The organism is Achromobacter deleyi (assembly GCF_016127315.1).
GTDB classification, from domain to species: Bacteria; Pseudomonadota; Gammaproteobacteria; order Burkholderiales; family Burkholderiaceae_B; genus Achromobacter; species Achromobacter insuavis_A.
In genome coordinates, this window is record NZ_CP065997.1 from 953352 (window position 1) to 972170 (window position 18819).

Here is an 18819-nt window from a genome sequence, read left to right on the forward strand (position 1 = left end):
TGCCGAAAGCGGAAGCTCGATGGCTTCTTCAGGCTTTCAGCAGTTCGCGGGCGATGATCAACTTCTGCACTTCGGTGGCGCCTTCGTAGATACGCAGCGCTCTGATTTCCCTGTAAAGCTTCTCCACCGGCATCCCCGACACCACGCCCGCGCCGCCGAACATCTGCAGCGCGCGGTCGATCACGCTCTGCGCCGATTCGGTGGCCGTCATCTTGGCCATGGCCGCTTCGCGCGTGGTGCGTTGTTTCAGCACGTCGCGCATCCACGCGGCGCGGTAGGTCAGCAGCGCCGAGGCGTCGATGGCCGTGGCCATGTCGCCCAGCGCGGCCTGTGTCAGTTGCAGGTCGGCCAGCGTCTGGCCGAACATGCGGCGCGACTTGGCGCGCGCCAGGCCTTCGTCCAGCGCGCGGCGGGCAAAGCCCAGCGCGGCCGCGGCCACCGAGGCGCGGAAGATGTCCAGCGTCATCATGGCCAGCTTGAAGCCCTGCCCCGCCTCGCCCAGCCGCTGCGACACCGGGATGCGGCAGTTGTCGAAGGTGATGGTGGCCAGCGGATGCGGCGCGATCAGATCGATGCGCTCGGCCACCTCGAAGCCCGGGGTGTCGGCATCCACCACGAAGGCGCTGATGCCGCGCGCGCCCGGCGCCTCGCCGGTGCGGGCGAACACGCAATAGAAGTCGGCGATGCCGCCGTTGGAAATCCAGGTCTTGGCGCCGTTGAGCACGTAATGATCGCCGTCCAGCCGGGCCTCGCAGGCCAGCGCCGCCACGTCCGAGCCGGCGTCCGGCTCCGACAGCGCGAACGCGGCGATCGCCTCGCCGCTGGCCACGCGCGGCAGGTAGCGCTGGCGCAGCGCGTCCGAGCCCATCAGCGAGATCGCGCCACTGCCCAGGCCCTGCATGGCGAAGGCGAAGTCCGCCAGGCCTTCGTGCCGCGCAAGGGTCTCGCGCAGGATGCAGACCGAACGCGAGTCGACCTCGGGCAATGCGCCGCCCCAGGCGCCGCCGGGGCCGCCGGCGACCGCGTAGCGCAGCCAGCCGGCCTGGCCCATGGCCTTGACCAGCTTGCGGCAGGCCGTGTCGGCGTCGTGGTGGTCGACGTCGGCCAGGGCGCCTTCGCACCAGCCGTCGACCTCGTGCGCCAGCTTGCGGTGGGCGTCGTCGAAAAAGGGCCAGTCGAGCCAGCTTGCGTCACACATCATCAGTTCCCCTCGAAGACGGGTTTTTGCTTGGCGACGAACGCCTCGTAGGCGCGGTGGAAATCGCGCGTCTGCATGCAGATGGCCTGGGCCTCGGCTTCGGCCTCGATGGCCTCGTCCACGCCCATGTTCCATTCCTGGTGCAGCAGCTTCTTGGTCACGCCGTGGGCGAAGGTCGGGCCCGCGGCCAGTTGCGCGGCCAGCTTGGCGGCGGCCTCCATCAGCGCGCCGGACTCGTGCAGCGCGTTGAAGAAGCCCCAGCTGGCGCCTTCCTCGGCCGTCATGGCGCGGCCGGTGTACAGCAGTTCGGAGGCGCGGCCCTGGCCGATCATGCGCGGCAGCAGCGTGCAGGCGCCCATGTCGGCGCCCGCCAGGCCCACCCGCGTGAACAGGAAGGCGGTGCGCGCGGCCGGCGTGCCCAGGCGCATGTCGGAGGCCAGCGCCACCATCGCGCCGGCGCCGGCGCAGACGCCGTCCACCGCCGCCACGATGGGCTGCGGGCAGGCGCGCATGGCCTTGACCAGATCGCCCGTCATGCGGGTGAAATCCAGCAGTTCGGGCATGCTCATTTTGGTCAGCGGCCCGATGATTTCATGCACGTCGCCGCCCGAGCAGAAGTTGCCGCCGGCGCCCGCCACCACCACCACCTTGATGTCGGTCGCGTACACCAGCGCGCGGAACAGGTCGCGCAGCTCGGCGTAGGAATCGAAGGTCAGCGGGTTCTTGCGCTCGGGGCGGTTGAGCGTGATGGTCGCGACCTTGCCGTCGGCCGACACCTGCCACAGGAACGTGCGCGCCTGGTAACCGGCCAAGGGGCGCTTGTGGTGCTTCATGGTGTGCTCTTCGGGCTGCGTGCTCATGCTGTCTCCATTCTTGAATCGTGGGGTGGGGCCGGCTCAGCCGGTCATCACTTCGCCGCCGTCGACGGCGATGGCCTGGCCGTTGATGGACGACGAGGCCGGCAGCGCCAGCCAGGCGACCGTCTCGGCCACTTCCTCGGGCTGCACCAGGCGGCCCTGCGGGTTGCGCTCGGCCAGCTTGGCGCGGGCGGCTTCCGGCGTCATGCCGGTCTTCTCGACGATATTGGTGACCGCGCCGCGCACGATGTCGGTCTCGGTGTAGCCCGGGCACACGGCGTTGATGGTGACGCCCTTCTGCGCCGTCTCCAGCGCCAGCGAGCGGGTCAGGCCGATCACGCCATGCTTGGCCGCGCAGTAGGCGCTGACGTAGGCGTAGCCGATCAGGCCGGCGGTGCTGGCCACGTTGATGACGCGGCCCCACTTGGCCGCCAGCATGCCGGGCAGGGCCGCCTGGATGCAGTGGAAAGTGCCGGTCAGGTTGACCGCCAGCATCGATTGCCACAGCGCGGCATCGGTGCGGTCGAAGCGCTGGCTGACGGCCTGGCCGGCGTTGTTCACCAGCACCAGCACCGGGCCGAGCTCGGCCTCGGCCTGGGCGAAGGTCTGGCGCACCGAGGCCTCGTCGGCGATGTCGGCGCTGACCGCCTGCACCTGGCCCAGGCTGGCCAGGCTGTCGACGGCCGCCTCCAGCGCGCCGCCGTCGCGGCCCAGCAGCGTGACGCGGGCGCCGCGCTCGAGCAGCGCACGGGCGCTGGCCAGGCCGATGCCGCGGGCGCCGCCCGTCACCAGCGCGTGGCGGCCGGCCAGGGGAAGGGAGGACGTGCTCATTTGATGTCCAGTTGCGCCATGGCGGCGGCGCGTTCGAAATTGGTTTCCAGCTGGCGCTTGCCGGCGAAGTACTGGCTCGGCCAGGCCACATCACGATAGCCCACGCGGGCCGCTTCGCGCAGCGTCCAGGAGGCATCCGCCAGATGGGGACGGGCCAGCGCGCACAGGTCGGCGCGGCCCGAGGCAATGATGCCGTTGGCGTGGTCGGCCTCGAAGATGGCGCCCACCGCGATGGTGGGGATGCCGGCCTCGTTGCGCACGCGATCGGCGAACGGGGTCTGAAACATGCGGCCGTAGACCGGCTTTTCTTCCTTGCTGACCTGGCCCGACGAGCAGTCGATCATGTCGGCGCCGGCGGCCTTGAAGTGGCGCGCGATCTCGACGGCGTCATCGGGGGTGATGCCGCCCTCGACCCAGTCGCTGGCCGAGATCCGCACCGACATCGGCTTGTCCTCGGGCCAGACGGCGCGCACCGCGCGGAACACTTCCAGCGGGAAGCGCAGGCGGTTTTCCAGGCTGCCGCCGTATTCGTCGTCGCGCCGGTTGGTCAGCGGCGAGATGAAGCTGGACAGCAGGTAGCCGTGGGCGCAGTGCAGTTCGAGCCAGTCGAAGCCGGCGGCCTGGGCGCGGCGGGCCGCGGCCACGAAGTTGTCGCGCACGTCGTCCATGTCGGCGCGCGTCATGGCGCGCGGCGTCTGCGACACGCCCTCGATGTACGGCAGCGCCGAAGCCGACAACAGCGGCCAGTTGCCTTCGGCCAGCGGATGGTCGATCTTCTGCCAGCCCAGCTGGGTCGAGCCCTTGCGGCCGGCATGGCCGATCTGCACGCCGATGCGGGCATCGCTGTTGCCGTGCACGAAGCCGACGATGCGGGCAAAGGCCTGCTGCTGCTCGTCGTTCCACAGGCCCGGGCATCCCGGGGTGATGCGGCCGTCGGGCGAGACGCAGGTCATTTCCACCATCACCAGCCCGGCGCCGCCCATGGCGCGCGCGCCCAGGTGCACCAGGTGGAAGTCGCCCGGCACGCCGTCGGCGCAGGAATACATGGCCATCGGCGACACCAGGATGCGGTTCTTCAGCGTCACGCCGCGCGCCCGGTACGGCGTCAGCATCGGCAGCGCGGGCCGCTGGCCGGCCGGCGCCGGCGCGCCGGCATGTTCGGCGATCCAGCGTTCGAAGCCTTCCAGCCAGGCCGGATCACGCAGCCGCAGGTTTTCGTGCGAGATGCGCTGCGAGCGGGTCAGCAGCGAATAGGCGAATTGCTCGGGCTCGAGCTCGGCGTAGCGCGCCACGTTCTCGAACCACTCGGTGGAGTTGCGGGCGGCGTTCTGGATCTTCAGCACTTCGACGCTGCGCACTTCCTCGTAGTGCTTGAGGCCATGCTCGACGCTGCCTTCGGCGCCGCTCAGGCAGCGCGCCAGTTCGATGGCGTCTTCCAGCGCCAGCTTGGTGCCGGAGCCGATGGAGAAGTGCGCGGTGTGCGCCGCGTCGCCCATCAGCACCACCGGCACGGCGCGCTTGCCGCGGCGGGTTTCGAGCTGGTTCCAGTGGACCCAGGTGTTGCAGATGACGCGCGGGAAGCGGATCCAGATGGCCGAGCCGCGCAGGTGCGAGGCGTTGCTGATGAGCGCGTTGCCGTCGAGCCACGGCGCGAACAGCTTTTCGCAGTAGGCGATGCCCTCTTCCTGGCTCATCTGCTCGATGCCGGCGGCCTGCCAGGTCTCTTCGGGCGTTTCGACGATGAAGGTCGACATGCCGTCTTCGTAGCGGTAGGCGTGGGCCTGGAACCAGCCGTGTTCGGTCTGGACGAAGGCGAAGGTGAAAGCGTCGAAGACCTTCTTGGTGCCGAGCCAGACGAAGCGGCAGCGGCGCTGGTCGATGTCGGGGTGGAAGGTGTCGGCGTAGCGGGTGCGGATCTGGCTGTTGATGCCGTCGGAGGCGATGACCAGGTCGGCGTCGTATTCGCGGGCGATGGCCTGGTCGTCCTGGACGAAGTTCTCGAACACCAGCTTGACGCCGACGTCTTCGCAACGCGCCTGCAGGATGTTGAGCAGCTTCTTGCGGCCGATGCCGATGAAACCATGACCGCCGCTGCGGATGCTGCGGCCCTTGAAGTGGATGTCGATGTCGTCCCAGTGGTTGAAGGCGTCACCGATGGTCTGGGCGGAAACCGGATCGGCTTCGCGCAGGTTCTGCATGGTGGCATCCGAGAACACGACGCCCCAGCCGAAGGTGTCGTAGGGCCGGTTGCGTTCGATGACGGTGACTTCGTTGGCCGGGTCTTGCAGCTTCATGAGGAGCCCGAAATACAGACCGGCGGGACCACCACCAATGCATACGATTTTCATTGCCGTAACGCTCCATGAAGTGCGGCCCGGACGCGGGGTGGGTCGCTGCTATTTTTAGGCCTTGATAGTTTAGGCTTGAAATATATACCTGGATGGGGAGGATCGCAAATGGGGGAAACGTGGGGGTTCTGATTCTGGGGACGGGCTTAGGGTGGCGGGTGCGAGTTCCATGGCGGGAGGCGCATTTTCTGGCGTCGCGGTGTTGAGCTTCGTAGGTCGCCCCTCGGGCAGGCGGACCCGGTGGCGGGCGCCCACGATTGCGGTCCGGAGCGTTCGCTCCGGACTGCCCCTGCCTCATCCTCGTTGCCGCCTTGCGGCGGCTGCCTTCGGATTCCGTCGGGCGCATCGAGGTTGCCCGCCACCGGGTCCGCCTGCCCGAGGGGCTACGGATTTCGAGGCTTGTCGCGCTGCTAGATCTGTGTGCAGGGCATGGAACCTGCGGGGCTGCCCATCGCGACCGCGCGGGCGGTCACGATGGGCGTCTGGGCAGTTGAAAGTGGGGCGGGTGCGCTGCGCGCGGATGGGGATCGGGTTTCTGTTGTTTCTCCACGTTTGGGGGAGGGGCGGTGGTGGTCGGCGCGGCGGAAAGCGGGTTGCGCGTGACGAGTCGCTTGCGCCGACCACAAACAGTCTTGGTGCGGGCAGGCGTTCAATGGCAAAGGGTTTGGGTGCAGGTGTGCCTTGGTGGCAATGCGTCGCGGAGCGGGCATGTCTTCAATGGCAAGCGAGTCGCGGTGCTGGCATGCCTTCAATAGCAAATGCGTCGCGACGCTGGCACGCTTGCAATGAAAAACCATGCGAAGTGCCAGCAAACCTTCCAAAGAAAATAATCTCGCCGCCGCCATACGCGATAGCGTCATCACCAATCGCAAGACATCGCGTAAGCCTCAAAAGGCCGCCCGCGCGGCCGGCTTGAGGCGGGCCCCGCCCCAACATTCTTCACATGCGCGCAGCGGCATCCTCAATCGCAAGACGCTGCGGATGCCCCCGAGGCCGCCCGCGCGGCCGAGGAAGGGCGACCATCGCAAGATCTTCCAATCCACGCCAGCCCAACATAAGAACGCCAGCACCGTCACCCACACGCGAGAGCGCCATCGCTCAGACGCAAGACACCGCGTAAGTCCTAAAAGGCCGCCCGCGCGGCCTTTTAGGACGGGCCCCGCAAATCTCTCCCCCCAGCCTTGACGTTGCATCAGCATGCCAAGCACACCACCCGCCCCAGAGACCGGCAGTAAGTCTCATCGCGAGCGCGTGGCGGGGTCGGTGGGGGATGGCGGGGCGTGTAGATGCGCCCGAGGGAATCTGAAGGAACAGCCGAAGGCTGTGACGAAGATGACGAAGGGGAAGTCCGGAGCGAACGCTCCGGACCGCAATCGTAGCCCCGCCATCCCCCACCGACCCCGCCACGCGCGCCTTAAGAACCCACGTCACCGCAGAAGCAGCAATCAAGCAAGCCCCCGCTCACCCCCGCGCCCGCAACCAATCCTCCAAATCATTAGCCGGCAACGGAGGCGAAAACAAAAACCCCTGCCCCGCCGCACACCCCTGCTCGATCAAGAACCGCCGCTGCTCCTCATTCTCGATCCCCTCGGCCACCACCGGCAGGCTGAGACTCTCCCCGATGCGGATCACGGCGCTGGTCAGGGCCCGCGCCGCGTCGTCGTTCTCCAGGCCCTGGACGAAACTGCGGTCCAGCTTCAGTTCGTCCACGATCAGACGGCGCAAGTGGCCCAGGCTCGAATAGCCCGTGCCGAAATCGTCCATCGACAGGCGCACGCCCAGGCGGTGCAGTTCCGCGATCGTGCGCAGCGTGCCCGCCGTGGCGTCCAGCACCACGCCTTCCGTGATCTCCAGCATCAGGTCCGACGCCGCCAGCCCGAACTCGGCCAGCGTCGCGGCGATCATGCGCGGCAGGTTCAGGTTGTGGAAATTGGTGGCCGACAGGTTCACCGACACCGACGGCACGCGCAGGCCGTTGTTGCGCCAGATGGAGAGCTGCGAGCAGGCCTCGCGCACCGCCCAGTCGCCCAGGTCGCCGATCAGGCCGCATTCCTCGGCCAGCGGCACGAAGCGCGCCGGCGAGATGTCGCCCAGCGTCGGGTGGCGCCAGCGGGCCAGCGCCTCGACGCCGTACAGGCTGCCGTTCTTCAGGCCCACCTGCGGCTGGTAGTGCAGCCGCAACGCGCGACCTTCCAGCGCGTCGCGCAGCGCCGCCTCCAGCGCCAGGCGTTCCTGCGCCTGGCGGTTCATCTCGGCACTGAAGAACGAGATGCGGTTGCGGCCCGCCGTCTTGGCCTGGTACATGGCCATGTCGGCATGGCGCAGCAGCGTGTCCATGTCGCGGCCGTTCTCGGGGAACACGCTGATGCCGATGCTCACCGACGGATTGAGCGTGATGCCGCCCACCACGAACGGCTGCGCCAGCGACACCAGGATGTGCTCGGCGGCGGCGGTCAGGCGGCCATGCTCGAAATCGGGCATCAGCATCACGAACTCGTCGCCCGACAGGCGGCCGACGATGTCGGTGGCGCGCGCCAGGCGCCGCAGGCGCTGGGCGATGTCGCGCAGCAGCGCGTCGCCGATGGGGTGGCCGAGCGTGTCGTTGACCTGCTTGAAGCGGTCCAGGTCCAGGAACAGCACCGCCACGCGCTTGCGCTCGGGCTCGGCGCGGGCGATGGCCTGCTCGGCCTGGGCCAGCAGCAGGTTGCGGTTCGGCAGGCCGGTCAGCTCGTCGTAGAACGCCAGCTGGCGGATGCGGGCGCGGGCCTCTTCGCGTTCCAGCGCCAGCGCGCACAGGTACACGCAGACGTCCACCAGGCGGTGGTGGAAGTCATCCGGCAGGCGGCGTTCGCGGAAATAGAAGCCAAAGGTGCCGATGACGCGGCCGTCGCTCGACTTGATCGGCGAGGACCAGCAGGCCTTGATATCGTCCGGCAGCGGCAGATGGCGGTAGTCATCCCACAGCGGATCGGTGGCGATGTCGGGCACGATCACCGGCCGCCCGAGGAAAGCCGCAGTGCCGCAGGCGCCCACCTGCGGGCCGATGGCCATGCCGTCCAATGCTTCGTTATAGGCCGGCGGCATGCTCGGCGAAGCCAGCGTCCGCAGCTTGCCGGCCTCGTCCACCCGCAGCACCGTGGCCGCGACCTCGGGCGCCAGGCGCTCGACCTCGCGGCACACCATGTTCATCACTTCCACCACCGAGGCCTCGTTGACCATGGCCTGCAGCACGCGGCGCTGCAGCACCTCGTGCACCTTGGTGGGGGTGATGTCGGTCAGCACGTCGACGATGTTGACCAGCGAACCGCGCTCGTCGAACACCGAGTTGGCCATGACCGACACCCACAGCGGCTTGCCGCTGCGGTCGTAGACCAGCACGTCCTTGTGATAGCCCTCGCGGCAGGCGATGCGGCGGTCCAGCTCCTCGCGGGTGCCGCCGTCGTGGCGGGTGCCGGCCAGCAGCTCGCCCAGTTCCTGCTCCAGCGCGTCGGCGCGCGAGAAGCCCAGCATGCGCTGGAAGCCGTCGTTGACGTAGACGATGCGGCCGTCGCGGCCGGACACGGCCACGGCGTTGCCGGTTTCGTTGATGCCCAGCAGCAGCAGGCGGACTTCCTCCTGGCGCTCGGCGTCGGCGATCGACTTGCGCGAGATCACCGCGATGCGGCGCACTTCGCCGCTTTCGTCGCGCATCGGCAGGTAGGTCGCCTCGATCCACAGCGACGCGCCGCCCTGCTTGCGGTAGCGGCAGGTGCCGGAAAAGACCTCGCCGCGGCGCAGCCGCGCCCAGATATTCTCGGCGCTGGCGATGCCCTTGCCTTCGTCCATGCTGTCGCACAGCAGGTCGTGGCGCAGCCCGGCGATGTCGGCGCGGGCATAACCCAGCGCGGCCAGGAAGTTGTCGTTGGCGTTGATGAGAGCGCCGGCGGCATCGAAATCGAACAGCAGCAGTGCCCGGTCCATCGACGCCAGATAGTTGCTCACCTGCCACGCGGCGCCCTGCGGGGCCGCGCTCGAACCGCCTGGATGAGAATCAAGCATAAGGGGCTCCATACCGGAAGAACAACGGTTCCGGGTTCATTTCAGGGCCGGGGGAAGCCAAGTGCGACGCGGTCGCGTCCGTCCTGTTTGGCCAGGTACAACGCCTGGTCCGCCCGGCTGAGCGTTTCTGAAAAGGTTTCTCCGAGCTGGTGACAGGCCATGCCGATACTGACGGTCAGGCGCAACACATCGGCGCCGACATCAATGGCCAGGCCGCGCACCGCGCCGACCAGCCGGTCCATCACGCCCTGCGCCGTTTCCGGCGGGGTCGCGGGCAGCAGCACCAGGAATTCCTCGCCGCCCCAGCGGCCGCACAGGTCGTATTCGCGCACGCTGCGGCGCATGGCGCCGGCCAGCTCGACCAGGGCGCGGTCGCCGATCTCGTGGCCGTAGCGGTCGTTGACGGACTTGAAATGGTCGACGTCGAGCATGGCCACCACGAAAGCCTGGCCGCCGCGGGCGGCGCGCTGGACTTCCTGCTTGATCATTTCCATCAGGGCGCGGCGGTTGAGCAGGCCCGTCAGGGGATCGCGGCGCGAGGTTTCCTCCAGCGTGGCGTTCAGGTCGCGCATCATGCTCTGGTAGTGGTCGGAGATGCGCGCGATGCGCGCCAGCCGCCGCAACTGCCGGTCGAACTGCTCGCACAGGCCCATTTCGCGCTGGTGCGCCATGGTCTGGTAGGCATCCGACAAGTGCGTGACGCGTTCGATCCGCGCCATCTGTTCCGCGGTGTGCCGCCACAGGTCCTGCAACGCCTCGCGCAACGGGTGCCCGGCATACGCCGGATCCGCCAGCAAGCCGGCGATGCGGTCATCCAGCTCGGCGTTGCCGGCCTTCATTGGCGGCCGACGACGGAGAACGGGAAGGTGCAGTCTTCCTTGAATTCCTCGGCCAGCTCGCCGACGCGCTCGTTGCGCATGTCGTAGAACCAGGTGACGCTGACGCTGCGGCCTTTGCCGTGGGCGGCCTCCAGCACATCGAAGATGTCCATGACGGACTTGATGCTGCTGGTGTTCAGGTACAGCAGTTCGAGTTCCAGGTTCAGCGGCGCAGCGCTGCTGAGCAGGTAGGCCTCGACCCACTCGATCACCGGGCCGAACAGCTCGAACGAATTCTCGGGGTAGGAGTCGCCGCGCATCGCCAGCACGCCGGCGGCGGCGTCCGCGGTGATGGCGGGCGTGGACTGGGTCCCCGCGATATTCAGGTCTTTCATCAGTAACTCCGAAAAGGGTCTAAGGCTCAGGGGCGGCGGTCAGATCACGACGCTCAGGCTGAAGAACGCCTGGCCCTCGCCCGCGGCGGGCGTCAGGCTGGCCTCCAGCGGCGCGCCGGCCCGGCGCGCGATATCGATCAGGCCCAGGCCGGCGCCCGAGGCCACGCCGGGGGTGCGCGGCTTGTGCAGCTGGGTCTTGTATTCCGCCTTCAGGGCGGCCTTGTCCAGCGCGGCCAGCTGCTGGATGCGGGCCACCAGGCTGCGGCCATCCTCGGCCTTGACCAGGTTGCCGGCCGACACCACGTAGCGGCTCTCGTCGCGGCGCCCGATGACCACGGTGGCGGCGGCGTCCGTGTCGCCGTTCTGCGCGGCGTATTGGCGGATGTTCTGGATCATCTCGATGTAGACCGAGAACACGTCCATGGCCTCCGCCGGCCGGGCATGCTCGGCATTCAGGTAATTCTTCAGCGCATTGCCGATTTCCTCGATCAGGCTGCGGGAGATCGGCCCGTTGAAGCACAACAGCGTGCGATTCTGGTCGAACCGCTCGCCCAATGCGTAGAGATCGGAGGCATTCATGGGAGTTACCGCCCTGATAACGATTATTCGAAACGGAAAGACAGCAAGGTAATGTCGTCGCGCTGCGGCCGTTCGCCCTGGTAGCGAGCCAGGGCCTCGGTAAACGCGGCCGCCTGGTCAGTTAACGGCTGCCGCGCGTGTCTCTTGAGCATTTCGGCGAAACGCGTGTTGCCAAAGCCGAAACCATGCTCGCCGCCGGCCTGGTCCAGGAAGCCGTCGGTCGCCAGGTAGTAGGTCCAGCCCGGCTCCATGCGCAACTCGATATTCTGGTAGGCCCCGGCCCGCTTGTCGCCCAGCGCGCGCTTGCCCCCGGGCACTTCGCGCAGGGTTTCGCCGTCGCTGGCGTACAGGCTGATCTTGGCGCCGGCATACCGCAACATGCCGGATTGGCGGTCAATATATACCAGCCCCGCGTCCGTGTTTGTCGCGAGGGCCCGCGGCAGTTGCGCATCGGCAAGCATGGCGCGGATGGCGCCGTCGGTGCGCGTCAGGATGCCGGCGGGGTCGGCCGGGCCGGCCTCGGTGATGGCCAGATCGATGGCGGCGCGCGCCAGCATGGTCATCAGGGCGCCGGGCACGCCGTGGCCGGCGCAGTCCATGATGCCCAGCAGGCAGTTGGCGCCGTCCGAGCGGAACACGTAGAAGTCGCCGCCGACCACGTCGCGCGGCTTCCACAGCACGAAGTGATGGGCGCCGAGCGACTGGGTCAGCTGGCGGTCCGGCAGGATGGCGCGCTGGATCAGGCTGGCGTAGTCGATCGAGTCGCCGATCTTCTTGTGCGCCGCGGCCATGGCGCGGTTGGCGTCCTCCAGCGCGGAGGTGCGCTCGCGCACTTTGCTCTCGAGTTCGGCGGTGTGCTGGCGCACCTTGTCGGCCATGACGCCGAAGGCGCGGCTCAGGTCGCCGATCTCGTCCTGGCCGCCCGGCGGCAGGCGCACGTCGTAGCTGCCGTTGGCGATGGCGCGGGCCGACTGCTGCAGGCGGCGCAGCGGTCGCAGCATCAGGCGCTCGATAGCGTAGCCGAAGCACAGCAGCAGGGCCGCGAACAGCAGCACCAGGCCGATCGCGGCCGGCCACAGCCAGTCGGTGTCCAGCACCCGGGCAGCGCCCAGGTCCACCACCGTCAGCACGTGCCAGTGCAGTTCGGGCATGTAGGCCACCGACACCAGCTGGCGCACGCCGTCGATCGCGACCCAGGCGGTCTGCACCGATTGTGGGTCGGCCTGGGCGGCATGCAGCGCCGAGCGCAGCTCGTCGCGGCCGCTGCCGCTGCCGGGGTCGAGCAGGTTGAACACCATGCCGCGGCCGTTGGCGCCGCTGGCCCCCGAGTTGTAGGCGATCAGCGTCGGGTCCATGTGCGCCTGGATCGCCCCTTCCTCGTCGACGATGATGGGGGTGACGCCCGGCTGGCCGCTGTTGACGAAGTCGCGCAGGAAGCCGCCCACGTCCAGGCCGGCGCCGGTCAGGCCGATGACCTTGTCGCCGTCGCGCACCTGCACGTTGATCCAGACCCGCGTGGTCTTGAGCTTGAGGTCCGGATTGACGTTGATGTTGTAACGCGCGCTGGCCTTGAGCGAGTTGTAGAACCAGCCATCGTCCGCCGCCTCGCGGCTGAGCGTGTAGCGCGGCGTTTCCGACAGCGGCTGGTCGTCGTTGAAGTAATAGTGGCCGGTGGCGGCGCTGGCGATGAAATAGGCGCGGCCCAGCAGGTCGCGGCGGTAGCCGTCGGCCTCGCGGAAGAACAGCTCGCGGGCGGCCGGGTCGCTTTCATTGCGCAGCCAGCGGCGCGTCACCTCGCTGTCGGCCAGCCGCTGCGACAGCGCCAGCTCGCGCGACACCGGCGCCAGGATGCGCTGGCGGTTCAGCTGCGTGAAGTTGTCGGCGAAGGCGCGCCCGAAGTGGTCGCGGACCCCGTCCAGCACCTGCCAGCCGATCAACGCGGCCGGCGCCAACGCGACCAGGCACGCCAGCAACAGCGCCATCAATGATTTTTTGCGCAAACCCCATTTCGCCATGCGAAGTCTTCCCTGACAGCTTGATAAGACGTGACGCATCCACGCGGTACGCACGGCGCGCTAAGTGTAGAGAACCACGAGATGAATTGAAACAGGCGTAAACACGCGGATTTGCCAAAGGTCAGCCTATTTGAGGCCGCACCCCGCAAACCGCGTCTTTGTTGCGTTTTATATCGAAAGAAAGGCCGCGCTCCGCGCCGGGATTGCGGCTTTCACGCTACACGCCCAGGTAGCGTTCCCACAATCCGCGGTCGGCATCGAGCGCGGCGGAGTCGCCGGTCCAGACCACCTTGCCGCGTTCCAGGATGACGTGGCGATCGGCCAGGCTCAGCAGGCGCTCGACATACTTGTCGATCACCAGAATGGTCTGGCCCGCCTGGCGCAGGCGCGCCAGGCAGTTCCAGATCTCCTCGCGGATCTTGGGCGCCAGGCCCTCGGTGGCCTCGTCCAGGATCAACAGGCGCGGATTGGTGACCAGCGCGCGGCCGATCGCCAGCATCTGCTGCTCGCCGCCCGACAGCTGGTTGCCCATGTTGCGGGCGCGTTCGCCCAGCCGCGGGAACAGCTCGAACACGCGCTCGGGCGTCCACGGCTCGCCGATGGCGGGGTTGCGCGCCGCCACGAAGGCCGTCAGGTGCTCGCGCACCGTCAGGTTGGGAAAGCACTGGCGCCCTTCCGGCACGATGGCCATGCCGGTGCGGGCGATGCGGTCCGGGCTCCAGCCGCTGATGTCCTGGTCGGCGAAGCGGATCTTGCCGCCGCGCAGCGGCAGCTGGCCGAACAGCGTGCGCAGCAGCGTGGTCTTGCCCATGCCGTTGCGGCCCAGCAGCGTCACCACCTGGCCCGCGCCGATCTGCAGGTCCACGCCGAACAGAACCTGGCTGGCGCCGTAGCCGCTCTGGGCCGATTCAATGCTGAGCATCAGGCAAGCTCCTGGCGCGCGGGCGCCGTTTCATCATCGCCGAGGTAGGCCTGGCGCACCTCCGGATTGGCGCGGATCTCGTCCGGCGTGCCGGTGGCGATCACGCGGCCATAGACCAGCACCGAGATGCGGTCGGCCAGCCGGAACACCGCCTGCATGTCGTGCTCGACCAGCAGCATGGCGGCGCGGCCGCGCAGGGATTCGATCAGGTCGGTCAGGCGCAGGGTCTCGTCGGGCCCCATGCCGGCCATGGGTTCGTCCAGCAGCAGCACGCGCGGGCGCGCGGCCAGGGCCAGGGCGAATTCCACCTTGCGCTGCTCGCCGTGCGGCAAGGTGCCGGCGGCGCGCTCCAGCAGGGCGGGATCGATGGCGCATTCGCGCGCCAGCTCGCGGGCCTGCTCATACAGGGCCGACTCGGCGGCGCGCGGCTTCCAGAAGCGCAAGCTGCTGCCGGCATGGGCCTGCACCGCCAGCACCAGGTTGTCCAGCACGCTGGACTGCTTGAAGATGTTGGTGATCTGGTACGAGCGCGACAGGCCCGCCGCCACGCGCTGGTGCGCGTTCATGGCGGTGACGTCGCGGCCATCCACGGCCAGCGAACCGGAGTCGGCCGCCAGCGTGCCGGACAGCAGGTGGATCAGGGTCGACTTGCCGGCGCCGTTGGGGCCGATCAGGGCATGGATCTCGCCCGGGTTCAGCGCGATCGAGACGTTGTCGGTGGCCACCAGCGCGCCGAAGCGGCGTACCAGGTTGCTGGCCTGCAGCGCGGGAGCCTGCGTCGGGGTATGGGTCTGGTTCATGATCCCGTCTTGCCGGTTTGGGCGGCGGCGCGGCCGCCGAACAGCGGGCCGAACAGGCCCACCAGGCCGCGCGGCGCGCCGAACACCACGCACAGCAGCAGCACGCCCAGGGGCAGGTGCCAGTATTCGGTCCACTGGCGCAGCACTTCCTCCAGCACCAGCATCACCACCGCGCCGGCCACGCCGCCGTAGCGCAGGCCGATGCCGCCCACCAGCACCATGATCAGCAGGTTGGCCGACTGGGTCCAGTGCATCAGGCTGGGCGAGATGAACAGGTTGTGGTTGGCCAGCAGCGCGCCGGCCAGCCCGGCCACCGCGCCGCTGAGCGTGAAGGCGGTGAGCTTGATGCGGTAGACCGGGTAGCCCATGGATTCCATGCGCGACTCGTTTTCACGGATGCCCTGCAGCGCGGTGCCGAAGCGCGACAGCGTCACCCGCCCGAACAGCCACATCATCACGGCGAAGATCACCAGCACCAGGTAATAGAACGCCACGTCATTGGCCAGGTCGATGCCCGGCAGCGACGAGTAGCCCGGCAGGTTCAGGCCGTCCTCGCCGCCGTACTGGCGCAGCGAGATGAAGATGTAGAACAGCATCTGCGCGAACGCCAGCGTAATCATGATGAAGTACACGCCGCGGGTGCGCAGCGAGATCGCGCCGGTGATGAAGGCCAGCAGCGCCGCCAGCAGCATCGCCACCGGCCACGACACCAGCGCCGAGGTCACGCCCGCCATCGCCAGGATGCCGACCGCGTAGGCGCCGGCGCCGAAGAAGGCCGCGTGGCCCAGCGCCACCATGCCGCCGTAGCCCAGGATCAGGTTCAGGCTGGTGGCGGCCAGCGCGTAGATCAGCACGCGGCGCACGAAGGAGATATAGAAATCCAGGCCCAGGGCCGGCGCCACCAGCGGGAACGCCGCCAGCGCGGCCAGCAGGGCCAGGGTCCAGAGGATCGAAGAGGTCCGCATGCTCAGCCTCGCGCCGGAAACAGGCCGGAAGGCCGGAACACCAGGACCGCCGCCATCAGCACGTAGATGGCGATGGCCGCCAGCGTCGGGCCGACGCTGGACGCGACCGCCGGCGAGAACACCTGGCGCAGCAGCATCGGCAGGAAGGCGCGCCCGGCCGTGTCGACCATGCCCACCAGCAGCGCGCCGACGAAGGCGCCGCGGATCGAGCCGATGCCGCCGATGACGATGCACACCAGCACCAGGATCAGGATTTCCTCGCCCATGCCGACTTGCACCGAGGTGATCGGGCCCAGCAGCGCGCCGGCCACGGCGGCCAGCATGGCGCCCAGCACGAACACGCCCAGGAACAGCAGCGGCACGCGCACGCCCATCAGGGTGGCCATCTGCCGGTTCGAAGCGCCGGCCCGCACCAGCACGCCGGCGCGGGTGCGCGTCACGAACCAGTACAGCCCCACGGCCGAGGCCACGCCGAACACGATGATCATCAGGCGGTAGGCCGGATACAGCAGGTCGGGCAACAGGCGCACCGGCCCGGACAGCAGCGCCGGCATGTTCAGCATGACCGGGGCCGGGCCCCAGATCATCTTGACCAGGTCATTGGCGATGAGGATGACCGCGTAGGTGCCCAGCACCTGGGCCAGGTGGTCGCGCAGCGCCAGGCGGCGGATCAGCGTCAGTTCCAGCGCCACCCCGACCAGCCCGGTGGCGACGGCGGCCACCAGGACGGCGGCGGTGAAGGACCCCGTGCGCTGCATGGTTTCGGCGGCGACATAGGCGCCTGCCATATAGAGCGAGCCGTGCGCCAGATTCATGATGTCCATGATGCCGAACACCAGGGTCAGCCCGGCCGCGATCAGAAACAACATCAACCCAAACTGCAGACCGTTCAGCAATTGCTCGATGATGAGCGTGAACGTCATGAATGAATCCCCTGGTGGGCCCACCCCCGGAGCGCTGCGCGCTTCCCCCCCTCAAGGGGGCGTCGCGACGGACCGGCGAAGCCGGATCCGTGCGACCCCGCGGGGCCAGGCTACATCGTGTAGCCGCGACGCTTTACGCGTCCCGCCGCCTTTTATAGTTTGCAGTCGCCGACGTAGACGTCCTGGTACTTGTCGAAGACCTTGCCCACCAGCTTGTTGGTGATGCGGCCGCTGGCGTCCTTGTCGACCACGCGCAGGTAGTAGGCCTGGATCGGGTAGTGGTTCTTGCCGTAGATGTAGCTGCCGCGCACCGAGGGGTAGTCGGCCTTGGCCAGCGCCTGGACGATGGCCTCGCGGTCGGAGGCCTTGCCGCCGGCCTGCTTGACGGCGGCGTCCATGGCCATGATGACGTCATAGGCCTGGGCGGCGTACACCGACGGGTAGCGGCCGTTGTATTCCTTGCGGAAGGCCTCGACGAAGGCCTTGTTCTGCGGCACGTCCAGGTCATGCGCCCACTGCGCGGTGTTGTACATGCCCAGCATCGGCTCGCCCACGGCCTGGATCACGTCCTCGTCGGCCGAGAAGCCCGGGCCGATCAGCTTGACGCTCTGCGACAGGCCGGCCGACACGAACTGCTTGACGAAGTTGATGCCCATGCCGCCCGGCAGGAAGATATAGACCGCGTCCGGCTTGGCGGCGCGGATCTGGGCGATTTCGGCGGCGTAGTCGATCTGGCCGAGCTTGGTGTAGACCTCGTCGCCCGGGGCGGTCTTGTAGCCGCGCTTGAAGCCGGTCAGGGCGTCCTTGCCCGCCGGGTAGTCGGGGGCCATGATGAACATCTTCTTGAAGCCGCGGTCGGCCGCGACCTTGCCGGCGGCTTCGTGGAAGGCGTCGTTCTGGTAGGACGAACCAAACCAGTAGTTGTTGCACTGGGCGCCGGCGAACTGGCTGGGGCCCGGGTTGTTCGACAGGTACGGCACCTTGGCGGCGAACAGCGCGGGGCCGACGGCCAGCGCCACGTTCGAGCCGATCGGGCCGGTGAAGAAATCGACCTTGTCGCGCTGGATGTAGCGCGTGACCAGCTGGCGGGCCTGGTCCGGATTGCCGCCCATGTCGGTCTGCAGGAATTCAGCCGGCTGGCCGCCCAGCTTGCTGCCCAGCTGCTTGATCGCCAGGTTGAAGCCGTCGCGGGCTTCGGCGCCCAGGGCCGAGAACGGGCCGGAAATGTCATTCGCGATGCCGACCTTGACCGGATCGGCGTGCGCCAGTGCCGGAACCAACGCGGCGGCGGCAACGAGGGAAGTGATGAAACGCATGGTGGTGTGCTCCGTGCGCGAGCCGCGCCGAGGGTGTTTTTCTGAGATTGCGATTCGAAGGACTTCTATGCCCGGCCTGCCGGCCCGATCAGACGGCCGTCAGACCGGCGCCCGCAGCAGCCGATCCCGGGGTGCGGCATGGGGAGAACTGGCGTGGTTCATAGTTTAGGTTTAAAGTATTCGGCAAAACAAGTCTAGGGTTTTTACCAATGATCCACGGCGCGGGCCCGCCCGCGCGGACATTACCCGACATCGGCCCGATACTCAAGAATACAGACCTCTCCACGCATTCCCGGTAACCTTCCCGACCATGACAGACGCTCCCGACCTGGAATCCCGCGCCGCCCCCGACGATCACCATGCGCTGCGCCTGTGGCTGCGCATGCTGACCTGCGCCAATCTCATCGAAGGCGAGATCCGCAGCCGACTGCGCAACGAGTTCGACACCACCCTGCCGCGCTTCGACCTGATGGCGCAATTGCAGCGCGCGCCCAAGGGCATGAAGATGGGCGAGCTGTCGCGCCACATGATGGTGACCAACGGCAATATCACCGGCATCACCGACCAGCTCGAAAAAGAAGGCCTGGTGGTGCGCACCAAGGTCGAGTCCGACCGCCGCAGCTCGCTCATCAAGCTGACGCCGCAAGGCCGCAAGAGCTTCGCCAAGATGGCGCGGGCCCACGAGTCGTGGGTCAAGTCGATGTTCGGCGAGCTGCCCGAGGCCAGCCGCAACGCGCTGTTCCAGGCGCTGGGCGAACTGAAACTGCAGGTGATCGCCACCCGCTCGGCCGCCGCCGGCAACTGAGCCGCGTCC

The 18819-nt window shown here is 68.1% G+C and carries 15 protein-coding genes; 1 reads left to right on the plus strand and 14 read right to left on the minus strand.

What is annotated here, in order from left to right; translation table 11 throughout:
- Positions 1 to 28: 28 nt before the first annotated feature.
- From I6I07_RS04275 to I6I07_RS04340, 14 genes are all read right to left on the minus strand, one after another.
- Positions 29 to 1198, minus strand: coding sequence for an acyl-CoA dehydrogenase family protein (locus tag I6I07_RS04275; RefSeq protein ID WP_198487422.1), 1170 nt, complete (start codon positions 1196 to 1198; stop codon positions 29 to 31).
- Between the two features lie 2 nt (positions 1199 to 1200).
- On the minus strand, positions 1201 to 2058 hold the full coding sequence (locus tag I6I07_RS04280; protein ID WP_061072536.1) for an enoyl-CoA hydratase family protein: 858 nt from the start codon (positions 2056 to 2058) through the stop codon (positions 1201 to 1203).
- Between the two features lie 36 nt (positions 2059 to 2094).
- Positions 2095 to 2886 (minus strand): SDR family NAD(P)-dependent oxidoreductase, encoded by a 792-nt coding sequence (locus I6I07_RS04285; RefSeq protein ID WP_198485754.1) that lies wholly within the window; start codon positions 2884 to 2886, stop codon positions 2095 to 2097.
- Positions 2883 to 5234 (minus strand): bifunctional salicylyl-CoA 5-hydroxylase/oxidoreductase, encoded by a 2352-nt coding sequence (locus I6I07_RS04290; RefSeq protein WP_198485755.1) that lies wholly within the window; start codon positions 5232 to 5234, stop codon positions 2883 to 2885. Before I6I07_RS04290 ends, I6I07_RS04285 begins: the two co-directional genes overlap by 4 nt.
- Before the next feature lie 1461 nt (positions 5235 to 6695).
- Positions 6696 to 9272, minus strand: coding sequence for an EAL and GGDEF domain-containing protein (locus I6I07_RS04295; RefSeq protein WP_198485756.1), 2577 nt, complete (start codon positions 9270 to 9272; stop codon positions 6696 to 6698).
- Between the two features lie 41 nt (positions 9273 to 9313).
- Positions 9314 to 10111, minus strand: a complete 798-nt coding sequence (gene siaD / locus I6I07_RS04300) for a biofilm regulation diguanylate cyclase SiaD (RefSeq protein ID WP_232625894.1) — start codon at positions 10109 to 10111, stop codon at positions 9314 to 9316.
- Positions 10108 to 10485 carry a biofilm regulation phosphoprotein SiaC gene (gene siaC, locus I6I07_RS04305; protein ID WP_006392708.1) on the minus strand — a complete coding sequence of 126 codons (378 nt, stop codon included), beginning with the start codon at positions 10483 to 10485 and terminating at the stop codon, positions 10108 to 10110. The genes siaD and siaC overlap by 4 nt, the downstream gene beginning before the upstream one ends.
- Positions 10486 to 10524: 39 nt before the next feature.
- The gene (siaB, locus tag I6I07_RS04310) at positions 10525 to 11064 is read right to left on the minus strand and encodes a biofilm regulation protein kinase SiaB (protein WP_054477862.1); all 540 of its coding nucleotides are present in this window, start codon (positions 11062 to 11064) and stop codon (positions 10525 to 10527) included.
- Positions 11065 to 11087: 23 nt separating this feature from the next.
- On the minus strand, positions 11088 to 13079 hold the full coding sequence (gene siaA / locus I6I07_RS04315; protein ID WP_198485757.1) for a biofilm regulation protein phosphatase SiaA: 1992 nt from the start codon (positions 13077 to 13079) through the stop codon (positions 11088 to 11090).
- 217 nt (positions 13080 to 13296) lie between these two features.
- Positions 13297 to 14001 carry an ABC transporter ATP-binding protein gene (locus tag I6I07_RS04320; RefSeq protein WP_006392705.1) on the minus strand — a complete coding sequence of 235 codons (705 nt, stop codon included), beginning with the start codon at positions 13999 to 14001 and terminating at the stop codon, positions 13297 to 13299.
- Complete coding sequence (locus I6I07_RS04325; protein ID WP_198485758.1) at positions 14001 to 14801, minus strand: ABC transporter ATP-binding protein; 801 nt, start codon at positions 14799 to 14801, stop codon at positions 14001 to 14003. Before I6I07_RS04325 ends, I6I07_RS04320 begins: the two co-directional genes overlap by 1 nt.
- Entirely contained in the window at positions 14798 to 15766 is a 969-nt protein-coding gene (locus I6I07_RS04330; RefSeq protein ID WP_198485759.1) for a branched-chain amino acid ABC transporter permease, read from the minus strand. Before I6I07_RS04330 ends, I6I07_RS04325 begins: the two co-directional genes overlap by 4 nt.
- Before the next feature lie 2 nt (positions 15767 to 15768).
- Complete coding sequence (locus I6I07_RS04335) at positions 15769 to 16689, minus strand: branched-chain amino acid ABC transporter permease (protein WP_006392702.1); 921 nt, start codon at positions 16687 to 16689, stop codon at positions 15769 to 15771.
- A gap of 152 nt (positions 16690 to 16841) precedes the next feature.
- Positions 16842 to 18005 (minus strand): ABC transporter substrate-binding protein, encoded by a 1164-nt coding sequence (locus I6I07_RS04340; RefSeq protein WP_198485760.1) that lies wholly within the window; start codon positions 18003 to 18005, stop codon positions 16842 to 16844.
- Positions 18006 to 18315: 310 nt separating this feature from the next.
- Between I6I07_RS04340 and I6I07_RS04345 the strand changes: the two genes are divergently transcribed.
- On the plus strand, positions 18316 to 18810 hold the full coding sequence (locus tag I6I07_RS04345; RefSeq protein ID WP_198485761.1) for a MarR family winged helix-turn-helix transcriptional regulator: 495 nt from the start codon (positions 18316 to 18318) through the stop codon (positions 18808 to 18810).
- Positions 18811 to 18819: the final 9 nt, after the last annotated feature.

What these genes read in the sequence shown, in the direction of transcription:
- I6I07_RS04275 (WP_198487422.1), bottom strand. Translation starts at nt 1,198, where the DNA reads ATGTGTGACGCAAGCTGGCTCGACTGGCCCTTTTTCGACGACGCCCAC.
- I6I07_RS04280 (WP_061072536.1), bottom strand. Translation starts at nt 2,058, where the DNA reads ATGAGCACGCAGCCCGAAGAGCACACCATGAAGCACCACAAGCGCCCC.
- I6I07_RS04285 (WP_198485754.1), bottom strand. Translation starts at nt 2,886, where the DNA reads ATGAGCACGTCCTCCCTTCCCCTGGCCGGCCGCCACGCGCTGGTGACG.
- I6I07_RS04290 (WP_198485755.1), bottom strand. Translation starts at nt 5,234, where the DNA reads ATGAAAATCGTATGCATTGGTGGTGGTCCCGCCGGTCTGTATTTCGGG.
- I6I07_RS04295 (WP_198485756.1), bottom strand. Translation starts at nt 9,272, where the DNA reads ATGCTTGATTCTCATCCAGGCGGTTCGAGCGCGGCCCCGCAGGGCGCC.
- siaD (WP_232625894.1), bottom strand. Translation starts at nt 10,111, where the DNA reads ATGAAGGCCGGCAACGCCGAGCTGGATGACCGCATCGCCGGCTTGCTG.
- siaC (WP_006392708.1), bottom strand. Translation starts at nt 10,485, where the DNA reads ATGAAAGACCTGAATATCGCGGGGACCCAGTCCACGCCCGCCATCACC.
- siaB (WP_054477862.1), bottom strand. Translation starts at nt 11,064, where the DNA reads ATGAATGCCTCCGATCTCTACGCATTGGGCGAGCGGTTCGACCAGAAT.
- siaA (WP_198485757.1), bottom strand. Translation starts at nt 13,079, where the DNA reads ATGGCGAAATGGGGTTTGCGCAAAAAATCATTGATGGCGCTGTTGCTG.
- I6I07_RS04320 (WP_006392705.1), bottom strand. Translation starts at nt 14,001, where the DNA reads ATGCTCAGCATTGAATCGGCCCAGAGCGGCTACGGCGCCAGCCAGGTT.
- I6I07_RS04325 (WP_198485758.1), bottom strand. Translation starts at nt 14,801, where the DNA reads ATGAACCAGACCCATACCCCGACGCAGGCTCCCGCGCTGCAGGCCAGC.
- I6I07_RS04330 (WP_198485759.1), bottom strand. Translation starts at nt 15,766, where the DNA reads ATGCGGACCTCTTCGATCCTCTGGACCCTGGCCCTGCTGGCCGCGCTG.
- I6I07_RS04335 (WP_006392702.1), bottom strand. Translation starts at nt 16,689, where the DNA reads ATGACGTTCACGCTCATCATCGAGCAATTGCTGAACGGTCTGCAGTTT.
- I6I07_RS04340 (WP_198485760.1), bottom strand. Translation starts at nt 18,005, where the DNA reads ATGCGTTTCATCACTTCCCTCGTTGCCGCCGCCGCGTTGGTTCCGGCA.
- I6I07_RS04345 (WP_198485761.1), top strand. Translation starts at nt 18,316, where the DNA reads ATGACAGACGCTCCCGACCTGGAATCCCGCGCCGCCCCCGACGATCAC.